A 13017-nucleotide genomic window follows, 5' to 3' on the forward strand; every position below is an offset into this window, starting at 1 on the left:
ATCGCGTCAAAGTGTGATTGGTCGCCCACTTTTATTGGAACTTCGTCAGCGAGCGGGTGTTCACCTGGGGTTATGCAAACGCTTACAGAAACGGGTTTGCGCAGATTCAGGCGGTGAACGCCGGGGAATGGCGGCGGTTTCGGGCGGCGCATCGTGTCGCTTTCGCCACTACGGGTGCAACGTGCGGCGGCGTTCTGACGAATTCGACTTTCAAACTTTCCTCATTGGTGCGGCGGGCGTGGCGTGCGAAACATGCGGGGCCACCGACAACGGGTGGCACGGGCTTGCAATCCCGTAGGACCAACGCGTTGTTTACGCTTGCCAGTCGGCGTCGTCTTTTCCGTGTGGGCGGCGCCGGCTGGCAATCCGTCCGTGCGTTTTTGGCGGGCGGTGCGTGGGGGCCTTGTGCCCGCCGGTTCTTCGCCGTTGGTCCCCGGTATTGCAACCACGCATCGCCTGCCACCCTAGCCCTGAGGGTGGCCAATCTGCCTGCCGCGCGAGGACCCTGCCATGACGCTATCGCCGTACCCGTACCTGTTCGCCACCCTGGGCGATGCCGCCCATCAACTTCCGGCCGACATCGCCCGCGCCCTGGAAACCACACTGACTGCCCACCAGGCGGCCAATACCGAAGACGGCATCACCCTGCTGGGCGCCCTGCGGCGCATCCGCCAGGTGGAGGCTGCCGACGGGCAGGCCTGGCACGGGCCCCAGCACACACCGGCGCAGCGCATGGCGCTGGCGCGCATCGACCGCGCCAACAGTGGCCTGACCTTCCTGCTGGAACTGCTGCATGCCGCCGAACGCGTGCGGGTGGACGGCGACGAGGCCCAACAACTGGGCGACGACGCCCGCGAGGGATTGCTGCTGGCCTGCCGGGGGTTGTCCGAATACGTGGATGTGCAGTTGCGCGTGGCGTGAGCGGAACGCGTACTGGCTGTTGGCTGTTGGCTGTTGGCTGTTGGCTGTTCGTAGAGTCGAGCTTGCTCGACTGCTTTGCGCGAAACGCAGTCGAGCAAGCTCGACTCTACAAGGGCAAAAGCGAAGTCGAGCAAGCTCGACTCTACAAGGGCAAAAGCGAAGTCGAGCAAGCTCGACTCTACAAAAGCCAAAGCGTAGTCGGCCACCATCGACGGTACGCGGCAAGAGCCAAAGGGCAGTCGGGCACCATCGACGGAATGGGACAAAGGCGAGAGCGCAGTCGAGCACCATCGACGGTATGCGACGAGGGCAAAAGCGCGGTCGAGCACCGCGGACGGTACGCGACAAAGGCCAAAGCGCCGTCGGGCACCATCGTCGGCACGCGGCAAGAGCCAAAGCGCAGTCGGGCACCGTCGACGGTACGCGACGAGGGCCATAACGCAGTCGTGCGCCGGGGTCAGATCCCGTTCCCCGTAGAGGGGGATCCGACCCCAGGTGTGTCAGCCGTAGCCGCCGTGCACGGGGTTGTGGCTGCGCACGGCCATGACCAGGCCGAAGCCGGCCAGCAGCGAAACGGCGGACGTGCCGCCGTAGCTGATCAGCGGCATGGGTACGCCCACCACCGGCAGCAGGCCGGAAATCATGCCGCCGTTCACCAGCACATAGACGAAGAAGGCCAGGCCAGTAGCCCCGGCCAGCAGGCGCGAATAGGAATCGCGCGACTGGCTGGCAATCCACAGGCAGCGCCCGATCACCACCAGGTACAGCGCCAGCACGGTGGCCACGCCAATCCAGCCGAATTCTTCGCTCAGCACCGAGAAGGCGAAATCGGTGGTCTGTTCGGGAATGAAGTTCAGGTGCGACTGCGAGCCTTCGCCCCAGCCCTTGCCGTCGAAGCCGCCGGAGCCAATCGCGATCTTCGATTGGATGATGTTCCAGCCGGCGCCCAGGGCGTCCATTTCCGGGTCCAGGAACATCATGATGCGGTCCTTCTGGTACGGCCGCAGCAGCCAGAACCAGGCCACCGGCGCCACCGCGGCCACGCCGCCCACGCCCAGCCCCACCCACCACCACGGCAGGCCGGCCAGCAGCAGCACGAACACGCCACTGGCCGCGATCAGCACTCCGGTGCCGAAGTCGGGCTGCAGCATCACCAGGCCGGTGGGCACGCCGATGATCACCAGTGCCATCAGCACGGTGTTGAAGCGCGGCGGCAACGGCATCTTGTGCAGGTACCAGGCCACCATCATCGGCAGGCTGACCTTCAGCAGTTCGGCCGGCTGCAGGTAGAAGAACTTCAGGTCCAGCCACTGCCGCCCGTACTTGCCGGTGCCCAGCACGAACACCGCCAGCAGCGGAATCATCGAGATCGCATAGATCATCGGCGTGGCCGAGCGGATGCGCAGGATCGGCACGCGCGAAATGGCCCACAGCGCGGCCAGGCCGACAATGAAGCGGGCGCCCTGCGCCATCACCAGGGTGTCGCCACCGGCGCTCTTCAAGGTGGCCAGGCCAATGGCCATCAAGGCGCCCAGGGCCAGGCACAGCACCCAGTCCAGGGTGCTGAAGAAGCGGCGCAGCATGTCGCCGGCCCAGCGCAGGAACACTCTCATCGCGAAGCCTCAGCGGCAGGGGGGCGCGGCGCGCTGGGGGCCGCCGCCGCCGGTGCAGGCGGCGCCGGCGCGGGCTCGGGTGCAGGCGCCGGTGCAGGCACGCCCACCAGCACCGGCAGTTCGGCCAGCAGCGCGGCGGCGGCATCACCGGCCGGGCGCGCGTTCACGTCTTCGTTGTCGAAGGCGGTGGTGCCGATGGCGGTGGTGCCACGCTCGCTGTCCAGCGGCTGCATGCCTTCGGGCATCTTGCCCAGCAGCCAGGCATCGAAGATCTTGCGCGCGATCGGCGCCGCGGCCGAGCCACCGTAGCCACCGCCTTCCACGGCAATGGCCAGGGCGATCACCGGCTGTTCGGCCGGCGCGAAGCCCACGAACAGCGCGCGGTGGCGCAGGTGCATGGGCAGGCTCTTGGGGTTCACCGCCGCGGTGCCCTTGCGGCTGATCACCTGCGCGGTGCCGGTCTTGCCGGCCATGGTGTACGGCGCACCGGCGGCCACCCGCGCGCCGCTGCCGCCGGGCTGCATGGTGGCCATCATGCCTTCACGCACGGCCTGCACGTTGTTCGGGTTGGGGCTGACCGGCTTGCTCGGCCCGGCTTCGGTGGTCACCCAATCGTGGTCGAAGCCGGCGCGCTGCTGCATGACCAGGTGCGGGGTGCGCAGCTGGCCATCGGCCAACGCGCTGACGCCGCGCGCCAGCTGCAGCGGGGTGACCTTCCAGTCGCCCTGGCCGATGCTGATGTTGACCGTATCGCCGGGGTACCAGCGCTCCTTGCGGCTCTTGGCCTTGTAGGCCGGCGACGGCAGGATGCCGCCGATTTCGCCGGTCAGGTCGATGCCGGTCGGCGCGCCGAAGCCGTAGTACTCCATGTAATGGTCGAAGCGTTCGATGCCCAGGTCCAGCGCCAGCTTGTAGTAGTAGGTGTTCACCGACTGCGCGATCGACTTGCGCAGGTCGGTCCAGCCATGGCCACCGCGGTGCGAGTCGCCCCAGCCGCGGCTGGTGCCCGGCAGGTAGAACATGCCGGTGGACAGTACCTTGTCTTCCGGCCGGCGCACGCCCGAATCCAGGCCGGCCAGGCCGATCAACGGCTTCAGGGTGGAACCGGGGGCCACGCCGCCCAGCACCAGGCGGTTGAACTGCGGCCGCGACGGGTTCTCGTTCAGCGCCTTGAAATCGGCATGGGAAATGCCGTTGACGAACAGGTTCGGGTCGTACGACGGCAGGCTGACCATCGCCAGCACTTCACCGGTGCGCGGGTCCATCGCCACGGCCGAGCCTTCCTGCTCGCCGAAGGCGGCGACCATGGCGCGCTGCAGATCGGCATCGATGGACAGGCGCAGATCGGCACCGGACTGCGCGGCCACCCGGCCGATGGTGCGGATGGCCCGCCCCTGCACGTTGGTTTCCACCTGCTCGTAGCCGACCTTGCCGCGCAGCTCGTGCTCGTAATAACGCTCCAGGCCGGACTTGCCGATATGGGTCAGGGCCGCATTGCCCTCGCCCAGTATTTCCAGATCCTTGTCGTCCACCCGGCCGACGTAGCCGATGATGTGCGCGAACAGGTCGCCATAGGGGTAGCGGCGGGTCAGGTAGGGTTCCAGCTCCACGCCGGGGAAGCGCCAGCGGTCCACCGCGAACCGGGCCATTTCCTCGTCGGTCATGCGCAGCTTCAGGGTGACCGGCAGGAACTTGCGGCGCGCCTTGCGCGATTTGTTGAACGCTTCCAGCTCTTCCGGGCTGATGCTGATGATCTTCGCCAGCCCTTCCAGGGTGGCGTCCATGTCCTTCACCTTGTCCGGGGTCACGTCCAGGCGGAAGGCCGGCACGTTCTCGGCCAGCAGGCGGCCATTGCGGTCGTAGATCATGCCGCGCCCGGGCACCACCGGCCGCGGCTTGATGCGGTTGGCTTCCGAACGCGTGGCGTAGATGTCGTGGTCCAGCACCTGCAGCTTGAAGTACCAGCCGCCCAGGCCGAGCAGACAGACCAGCACGCCCAGGAAGCCCAGCGCCGCGCGGCGGCGGAACTGTTCGGCTTCAGCGTGCGGGTTCTTCACCTGCCGGCGCGGAATCATGGCTCAGCGCCCACGCTTGCCGAAGCGCACCGCATCCAGCAGCACGAACACCAGCGGCCACAGGCCCATGCCCAGCAGCGGTGCCCACCAGTACGACCACGGCAGGGTCGGTTCGTCCACCACGATGTGTACCAGCGCGCTGACGATGCGGTCGTTGAACAGCAGGCCGCCGATGGCCAGCATCTGCTGGGACATCGGGAAGAAGCGGATGCGGGCGCGGAAGCGCTGCAGGATGAAGGCCAGCATGACCAGACGCAGGGCTTGTTCGCCCAGCACCCCGCCGTACAGCAGGTCGGCCACCACGCCGCTGGCGAAGGCGATGCCCAGGCCCACGCGCTCGGGGGCTTCGATCACCCAGTAGGCCAGCACCAGCGCCAGCCAGTACGGGCGCAGCGGCTGCAGCAGTGCCGGCAACGGCAGCAGGCCCAGCAGCAGCGCCACCACCAGGCTGGCCGGCAGCACCCACGGGTTGTCGCGCAGGCGGCTCATCGTGCGGGCTCCTGCGTGGTGGGCGCGGTGGGCGTTGCTGCAGGCGGAGCCGTCAGCGGCGGCGCAGACGAAGCCGAAGAGGGAGCAGGTGCCGGTGCCGGTGCGGCGGCGCCCGGGGCGGCCTCGGCCGGTGCGCTGCCTGCCGGCTGCGGTTCGCTGCCGGCGGGAGCGTCGGCAGCCCCCATCTGAAGGCTCTGCCGCAGCGCCTGCGGAATCCGGATCGCCGCACCCGGGCGCAGGAGCAGCACGTCGCGACCGCGATCCAGCTGCGCTGCCGGCTTCAGTTCGCCCACCAGGAAGGCGTGGGTATCGTCCGGGCGCAGGCCGGTGATGGTGCCGACCGGGAAGCCGGCCGGGAAACGCCCGCCCAGGCCGGAGGTGACGATCTCATCGCCCACTTCCACGCCCGCGCTGAGCGGAATGTCACGCAGTTCCAAGGTATCGCCACGGCCATAGACGATCAGCCGCACGCCGTTGCGGGCCACGGTGACCGGCACGGCATGGTCGGGGTCGGTCAGCAGCAGCACGGTGGAGGTGCCACCGGTGGTGCTGATCACCTGCCCCATCAGGCCACCGGCGTCGATCACCGCCTGGCCCACGTGCACGCCTTCGCGGCTGCCGGCATCAAGCACCAGGCGCTGCTTCACCGGGTCCAGGTCGATATCCAGGATCGGCGCCAACTGCACGTCCAGCCCGCTGCGCTCGGCCACGTTCAGCAGTTCGCGCAGCTGGGCGTTGTCCAGTGCGGCGGTCTGCAGGCGGGTCAGGCGCGCATTGGCCAGCAGCAGCTGGTTGCGCAGTTCGCGGTTCTCGGCCACCAGCTGTCCATGGCTGGCCGCGCTGTCCTTCACCTGGCTGCCCAGCTTGCCGGGCAGGCCGGCCAGCGACCACACCGGCTGCACCAGACTGTTGGCCTGTTCGCGCAGGCGCGCCAGCCAGCCGGCCTGGTCATCCAGCACGATCAGGGTGATGGCCAGCGCCAGGTAGGCCAGCAGCCGCAGCGGGCTGGCGGCATCACCGGAACGGGAAGCGACGGGGGGTCCGGCGTAGGGCGGCACGTCAACGATTCAACTGGCAGAAGGCGGAAGGGAAACATGCGGGCGCCCCGCCGGTGCGGGCCGGCCCATGCGGGCAGGCCGCACCCCGGAGGGGCGCTGCGGGCGGGAGCAGCCGGGACGGCTTATTCCGGCGCAAAGAACTCGTTGCCGTGCATGTCCACCAGCTCCAGCGCACGACCGCCACCGCGGGCCACGCAGGTCAGCGGATCGTCGGCCACCTGCACGTGCAGGCCGGTTTCCTCGGAAATCAGGCGGTCCAGGTCGCGCAGCAGGGCGCCACCACCGGTCAGCACGATGCCGCGCTCGGCCACGTCGGCGCACAGTTCCGGCGGGGTCTGTTCCAGCGCCAGCTTGACCGCGCTGACGATGCCCGACAGCGGCTCGTGCAGGGCTTCCAGCACCTCGTTGGAGCTGATCTTGATCATCTTCGGCACGCCCTCGGCCAGGTTGCGACCGGAGATTTCCATCTCGATCACTTCCGCCTGCGGGTAGGCGCAGCCCAGCTCCACCTTGATGCGTTCGGCGGTGGCTTCACCGATCAGCATGCCGTGGTTGCGGCGCACGTAGTTGGTGATCGACTCGTCGAAGCGGTCGCCACCAATGCGCACCGAGGCCGAATAGACGATGCCGTTCAGCGAGATCACCGCCACTTCGGTGGTGCCGCCGCCGATATCGATGACCATCGAGCCGCGGGCTTCGGTGACCGGCATGCCGGCGCCGATCGCGGCGGCCATGGGCTCTTCGATCAGGAACACATCACGGGCACCGGCTTCCTCGGCCGATTCCTTGATGGCGCGGCGCTCGACCTGGGTGGAACCGGCCGGCACGCAGACCAGCACGCGCGGGCTGGGGCGCAGCACGCGGGACTTGTGCACCTTCTTGATGAAGTGCTTGAGCATCGCTTCGGTGTAGGTGAAATCGGCGATGACGCCGTCCTTCATCGGGCGGATGGTGGTGATGTGGCCCGGGGTACGGCCCAACATCTGCTTGGCTTCGGCGCCTACGGCTGCCACCGAGCGGGTGCCACCAATGGCACGGTCCTGGCGCACGGCCACGACCGACGGCTCGTTCAGCACGATCCCCTGCCCGCGCACGTAGATGAGGGTGTTGGCCGTGCCCAGGTCGATGGACAGGTCGTTGGAGAACATGCCACGGAGTTTCTTGAACATCTGAGGAAGGAGTCCTGAGGGGTGTCGTGCCCGCCGCGGGATGGCGAAAAAATGGGCAGAAATCGAGGCCGACAAGCCTAGCAACCCGCCTGCCGCCGAGCAAGGAAAAAACTAGCTGAACCCGCGTCTTCACAGGCTTTCGGCCTGATCGGGCATCACCCGGTTCTGGCCCTGAGCGGCACCAGCGGGTAACCTTTGCGCCGTCGGGCGCCCATGGGCGCCGTTTGCTTGCCCGCCGAAGCGGGCCGGCCCACCCCAAAATTCACCGCATAGGCTTACATCGATGTCCGCTCTGATCTGTGGTTCTCTTGCCTTCGACACCATCATGGTGTTCCCGGACCAGTTCAAGAATCACATCCTGCCGGACAAGGTGCACATCCTGAACGTGTCCTTCCTGGTCCCGCGCATGCGCCGCGAGTTCGGCGGCTGCGCCGGCAACATCGCCTACAACCTGCACCTGCTGGGCGGCGAGCCGATCCCGATGGGCACCGTGGGTTCGGATTTCGGCCCCTACCGCGAATACTTCGAAGGCCTGGGCATCGACCTGTCGCGCGTGCGCGTGATCGATGAGCTGTTCACCCCGCAGGCGTTCATCACCACCGACCACGACAACAACCAGATCACCGCCTTCCACCCGGGCGCGATGATGCGTTCGTACGAAAACCACGTGCGCGGCGTGCCGGGCGTGACCCTGGGCCTGGTCGGCCCGGACGGCCGCGAGGGCATGATCCAGAACGCGCAGGAATTCCACGAAGACGGCATCCCGTTCATCTTCGACCCGGGCCAGGCCATGCCGCTGTTCAACGGCCCGGAACTGCGCGCGTTCATCGAGCAGGCCGACTACGTGGTGGTGAACGACTACGAGTCGAACCTGCTGCAGGAACGCACCGGCTGGGACGAGAAGGAGATCGTGAGCCGGGTGAAGGCCTACATCACCACCCGCGGCCCGAAGGGCGCGGTGATCCACACCCCGGAAAAGAGCTACGACATTCCGCCGGCGCACGAGCGCCGCGTGGTCGACCCGACGGGCTGCGGCGACGCCTTCCGCGCCGGCCTGATCTACGGCATCCAGAAGGGCTACGACTGGCTGACCATCGGCCGCATGGGCAACCTGATGGGCGCGCTGAAGGTCGAGCACCCGGGCACCCAGAACCAGCGCTTCACGTTCGATGAGTTCAACGAGCAGTTCAAACAGCAGTTCGGCTACGCGCTGAACGCGTAACCGAAGGGCAATGCCCTGGGTAGGTGTCGACCTTGGTCGACACGCCGGGCACGGCCCGGCACGGCGGAATGATCACCCCTGCCACGCCGCGTGCAACGCGCGGCAATCGGCGAAATGCCAATCCGCGCGGCCGGGCCACGGGTTGTCCGGCAGGTTGACCAGCACGGTGCGCGCACCGGCGGCGCGGCCACAGTCCAGATCGTAGGCGTGGTCGCCCACCATCACCGCCCCGCCGGCGCTGGCCCCCCAGCGCCGCAGATGCTGCTGCACGCCATCGGGCGAGGGCTTGGGCACCGCTTCATCGCGGCCGATGATGGCGCCATCGTCGAACAGATCCCCTACCCCGATCGAATCCAGCGTCAACTTGGCCAGCGCATGGTCGTTGCGGGTCAGGATGCCGAGCTGGCAGCCGGCTGCGGCCAGCGCACGCAGCAGCGCCACCGCCCCCGGCGCCGGCAGTGCGCCTGCGGCCAGCGCCCGCTCGTGGTCCAGCAGCCAGGCGTGCTTCTGCGCCGCCTCCGCCGCCGGCAGGCCGGCCAGGTGCGCCAGGATGTCCGCACTGGGCGGGATGCCCAGCGCGCGCTTGATGCCGTCGAAATCATGCATGGCCACGGTCAGCGTGCCATCCATGTCGAACACCCAGTGGCGCACGGCCGACAGGGGCGGTGCCACCGTCGCCTGGGCTGTTACTTCCACCACGACGGCATGCGGCTGCTGTCCACGCCGCCGGTCTCGAACACCGCGGTGCGGGTGCCGCCGGCCTTCACCGGGAACTCGATGCTGATCGACTGGCCCTTCTGCGCCAGCTTCCACAGCGCCTTCTGGTCGGTGATGAACATCGCGATGGCCTCGTCGGTCTTCGGCCGCCACGCAGCCATCGATACCGGCTTGCCGCCGTCCACGGTCACCTTCACCGTGCACTGCGGGCAACGGAAATCGCCGGCCTGCAGCACCAGGTAGGCGTGCCGCTTCCATTCGGGGTGGTCACGGAACACCAGCTGCACCGGCTTGGCGCCGCTGCCGTCCACGTCCACGCGTTCCTTGCTGTAGATCGACGCCGAACGCTGCACGCCCTTGCTGCCGACCGGAATCTCGTTGTACTGCCACAGCGCCTGCATGCGACGCAGGTTGCGCGCGGCATCGGCCTTGGCCTTCACCTCATCGAAGCCGGCGGCAATGCGCTCGGCGGCGGCGGTGTCCTTGTACTGGTCCAGCAGCGAGCCGCCATGGATGCGCGCGCGTTCCCAGTCCCGTGCGGCCACGGCGGTGTCGTACTGTTTGGCCACCTCGTCGGCCTTGGCTTCCTTCTGCGCCTGCGCGGCCGCGGCCGCCGCTTCCTGCGCCTTGCGCTCTTCTTCGGGGTTGCTGCAGGCGGCCAGCGCCAAGGTGCAGGCGGCGATCAGGAACAGACGTTTCATGTGGAGGTCCTTCGTGTGTGCGCGGTTCTGTAGAGTCGAGCCATGCTCGACTGGCTCTTCAAGAGCAGTCGAGCAAGCTCGACTCTACCGAAGCGTAGAGCAACGGCAGTCGAGCATGGCTCGACTCTACGAAAAGCGCCGGGGGGTGCCCGGCGCTTCTGCTTACTTGGCTTCGGCCTTGGCCAGCATGTCCTGCACCGAGGCGGTGGTGATCGGGTGGTAACCCGGCTTGGCCTTCTCGAAGGCCTGCTTGGCGAACGCCAGGCCCTCGGGCGTCTTCACCAGTTCGGCGTAGATCGGCATGATCAGCTTGCGACGGCCCACGCGCTCGATGAACGCACCGGCCGCTTCGTTGGCCTGGGTGTAGCCGCTGCGGATGGTCAGCGGGTACCAGCGCATGGCGATTTCGCCGTTCGCGGTGCCGGTGAAGTGGTAGGCCTTGTCCAGCGCGGCCAGCTTGTCCAGCGGCAGGGTGGTGCCCAGGCCGTCGATGAAGCGCACCCATTCCTGGGTGCCCCATTCGGCGGTGACCTGGCTCCCCGGCAGGCTGCCGGCGCCGGAGAAGGCGATGCGCGCGGCATCGACGCTGCTGAAGTTGCGCGACTGCGCCTTGGCGGCGAACGCCGGGATGCCCGGCTCGTCCAGCCATGCCTTCAGTTCGGCTTCGCTCACCGCCGTCGGGTTCTTCGGCAGCAGGTTCTTCTTCAGGTACTCGACGAACTGGTCGGTGTTGGCGCTCTGGAAGGCATGGTCATCGAACCAGCCACGCAGGAACGGATCGAAGGTTTCGCGGCCGAAGCGCTGTTCCAGGAACTCCAGGAACCAGGAACCCTTCACGTAGGCCACCTGGCTCAGGGCTTCGTCGGGGTCACGCTCGTTCAGCGGCGGCAGTGCCAGGGCCTGGTCGGCCGGGCTCATGTCCTTCACTTCGGCCAGCAGATCGGTCTGGTCGATCTGCTTTTCCATTTCGGCCATTTCCTTGCCGTACAGGGCTTCGGTAATGCGCCCCTGCACGTAGGTGGTGAAGCCTTCGTTCAACCAGATGTCCTTCCAGCTGGCATTGGTCACCAGGTTGCCCGACCAGCTGTGCGCCAGTTCGTGGGCCACCAGCGAAACCAGCGACTTGTCGCCGACGATCACGGTGGGCGTGGCGAAGGTCAGGCGCGGGTTTTCCATGCCGCCGAACGGGAACGACGGCGGCAGCACCAGCATGTCGTAGCGGCCCCAGCGGTATTCGCCGTACAGCTTCTCGGCGGCACCGATCATCTTCTCGGTGTCTTCGAACTCCTTGGCGGCCTTGTTCACCATGGTCGGCTCGGCCCAGACACCGGAACGGCCGGAAATCGGCTCGAACACCAGGTCACCGGCGGCGATGGCCAGCAGGTAGGACGGAATCGGCTGCGGCATCTTGAAGGTGTAGTCACCATCACGCGCGGCCTTGGGATCGTTGTCGGCGCTCATCAGCACCATGACGTCCGGGCGCGAGACCACGTGCGCGCTGTAGGTGAAGCGCACGCTGGGGGTGTCCTGCAGCGGCACCCAGGAACGGGCGTGGATGGCCTGCGACTGGCTGAACATGAAGGGCAGCTTCTTGCCCTCGGTCATCGACGGCTCCAGCCACTGCAGGCCCGAGGCGGTCGGGGCGGTGTGGTAGCTCACTTCCACCTTGGCCGGCTGGGCCGGCGCTTCGATGGTCAGCTTGCTGCCGAACACCTTGTCGACCGGGGCCAGTTCGAACTTCAGCGGGCTGCGCGCGCCGTCGGCGGCGATGGCCTCGACCTTGGAAACGCTCAGCTCACGGGTGTCCAGCACCAGCTGCTGGGCGTCCTTCTGCTTCCATTCCAGGGTGTAGGTGGCGGTGCCGCCGATCTGCTTCTGGTCGAAGTCCAGCTTCAGATCCAGCGCGATGTCCTTGATGACGACCTTGTCCGGCTCGGCATAGGAGCTTTCGTCGTGGCTGCGGTTTTCGGCGTTCACGGGGGCAGCGGGGGCCTTTTCGGCAGTCGGGGCGGCGGCGGGCGCGGCCGCCTCCTGGGAGCAGCCGGCGGCCAGGGCCACGGCCAGCGGAAGGAGCATCAGCGGATTACGCATGAATCGGGACCGTTACGGGGATCAAACCCCAATGGTACCTCCCTCCGGCCCCGCAGGCGTTGCGCGATGCGGGGTAAGGCCGGCCGGGGGGCCCGCCCTGCGGCGTTGGTAGGTGCCAACCTTGGTTGGCACGGTGTGTCAGCGCCCGGCGTGGGCCCAGTGCCGACCAAGGTCGGCACCTACCAGGGCAGGGCTTACAGCTTGTAGCCGGAATGGATCGAAACGATGCCGCCGGTCAGGTTCTTGTAGTGGCAGCGCTCGAAACCGGCCTGCCCCATCATCGCCTTCAGTTCTTCCTGCGGCGGGTGCTTGCGGATGCTTTCAGCCAGGTACTGGTAGCTGTCCGAATCGTTGGCGAACAGCTTGCCCAGCTTCGGCAGGATCCTGAACGAGTGGAAATCGTAGATCGGCTTGAACCAGTCGGCGGTGACTTCGGAGAACTCCAGCACGCGGGCCTGGCCGCCCACCTTCAGCACGCGGTACATCTCGCGCAGGCCGGCATCCTTGTCGGTCACGTTGCGCAGACCGAAGGCGATGGTGACCAGATCGAAGCTGTTGTCCGGGAACGGCAGGGCTTCGGCGTTGCACTGCACGTAGTCCAGGCCCAGCACCAGGCCGCGGTTGGTCAGCCGGTCACGGCCGACCGACAGCATGCCGGCGTTGATGTCGCCCAGCACCACCGAGCCCTCGGCGCCCACGCGCTCCTTCAGCAGGGCGGCGATATCGCCGGTGCCGCCGGCCAGGTCGAGCACGCGGTCGCCCGGCTTCACCTGCGCGGTGGCTACGTAGTAGCGCTTCCAGGCCCGGTGCACGCCCAGGCTCATCAGGTCGTTCATCAGGTCGTAGTTGCGCGCGACCGAAGTGAACACCTGCCCGACCAGCTTCTGCTTGTCCTTGGCGTCGACGTCGCGGAACCCGAAGTGGGTGGTACCGGATTTGTAGGGGGATTCGCTCATGCCCC

11 protein-coding genes are annotated in these 13017 nt (G+C 67.4%); 2 read left to right on the top strand and 9 right to left on the bottom strand.

Annotation, left to right across the window (positions count from 1 at the left end):
- Positions 1–510: 510 nt before the first annotated feature.
- Positions 511–921, top strand: coding sequence for a hypothetical protein (locus tag C1932_RS16685; protein WP_108762921.1), 411 nt, complete (start codon positions 511–513; stop codon positions 919–921).
- 500 nt (positions 922–1421) lie between these two features.
- On the opposite strand, the gene rodA is transcribed toward C1932_RS16685, so the two are convergent.
- The 5 genes from rodA to C1932_RS16710 all read right to left on the bottom strand — a co-directional run bounded on the left by rodA (position 1422) and on the right by C1932_RS16710 (position 7325).
- Complete coding sequence (gene rodA, locus C1932_RS16690; RefSeq protein ID WP_108754183.1) at positions 1422–2534, bottom strand: rod shape-determining protein RodA; 1113 nt, start codon at positions 2532–2534, stop codon at positions 1422–1424.
- Positions 2531–4609: a penicillin-binding protein 2 gene (gene mrdA / locus C1932_RS16695; protein ID WP_108762922.1), complete on the bottom strand. Its 2079-nt coding sequence runs from the start codon at positions 4607–4609 to the stop codon at positions 2531–2533. The genes rodA and mrdA overlap by 4 nt, the downstream gene beginning before the upstream one ends.
- Before the next feature lie 3 nt (positions 4610–4612).
- On the bottom strand, positions 4613–5098 hold the full coding sequence (mreD, locus tag C1932_RS16700) for a rod shape-determining protein MreD (RefSeq protein ID WP_005419400.1): 486 nt from the start codon (positions 5096–5098) through the stop codon (positions 4613–4615).
- The gene (gene mreC, locus C1932_RS16705; protein ID WP_108762923.1) at positions 5095–6156 is read right to left on the bottom strand and encodes a rod shape-determining protein MreC; all 1062 of its coding nucleotides are present in this window, start codon (positions 6154–6156) and stop codon (positions 5095–5097) included. The genes mreD and mreC overlap by 4 nt, the downstream gene beginning before the upstream one ends.
- 122 nt (positions 6157–6278) lie before the next feature.
- Positions 6279–7325: a rod shape-determining protein gene (locus C1932_RS16710; RefSeq protein ID WP_005419402.1), complete on the bottom strand. Its 1047-nt coding sequence runs from the start codon at positions 7323–7325 to the stop codon at positions 6279–6281.
- A gap of 283 nt (positions 7326–7608) precedes the next feature.
- On the opposite strand from C1932_RS16710, the gene C1932_RS16715 reads away from it, so the two are divergent.
- Positions 7609–8547 carry a carbohydrate kinase family protein gene (locus C1932_RS16715; protein WP_108750497.1) on the top strand — a complete coding sequence of 313 codons (939 nt, stop codon included), beginning with the start codon at positions 7609–7611 and terminating at the stop codon, positions 8545–8547.
- Positions 8548–8619: 72 nt separating this feature from the next.
- Here C1932_RS16715 and C1932_RS16720 read toward each other — a convergent pair whose 3' ends face one another.
- The 4 genes from C1932_RS16720 to ubiE form a co-directional block, all read right to left on the bottom strand.
- Positions 8620–9246 (bottom strand): HAD-IA family hydrolase, encoded by a 627-nt coding sequence (locus C1932_RS16720; RefSeq protein ID WP_267895880.1) that lies wholly within the window; start codon positions 9244–9246, stop codon positions 8620–8622.
- The gene (locus C1932_RS16725) at positions 9234–9965 is read right to left on the bottom strand and encodes a hypothetical protein (protein ID WP_108762924.1); all 732 of its coding nucleotides are present in this window, start codon (positions 9963–9965) and stop codon (positions 9234–9236) included. The genes C1932_RS16720 and C1932_RS16725 overlap by 13 nt, the downstream gene beginning before the upstream one ends.
- A gap of 162 nt (positions 9966–10127) precedes the next feature.
- Positions 10128–12056 (bottom strand): M1 family metallopeptidase, encoded by a 1929-nt coding sequence (locus C1932_RS16730; protein ID WP_108754187.1) that lies wholly within the window; start codon positions 12054–12056, stop codon positions 10128–10130.
- Positions 12057–12250: 194 nt separating this feature from the next.
- Positions 12251–13012, bottom strand: coding sequence for a bifunctional demethylmenaquinone methyltransferase/2-methoxy-6-polyprenyl-1,4-benzoquinol methylase UbiE (ubiE, locus tag C1932_RS16735; protein WP_108750494.1), 762 nt, complete (start codon positions 13010–13012; stop codon positions 12251–12253).
- Between the last annotated feature and the right edge of the window lie 5 nt (positions 13013–13017).

Source organism: Stenotrophomonas sp. YAU14D1_LEIMI4_1 (assembly GCF_003086815.1).
Classification (GTDB): domain Bacteria; phylum Pseudomonadota; class Gammaproteobacteria; order Xanthomonadales; family Xanthomonadaceae; genus Stenotrophomonas.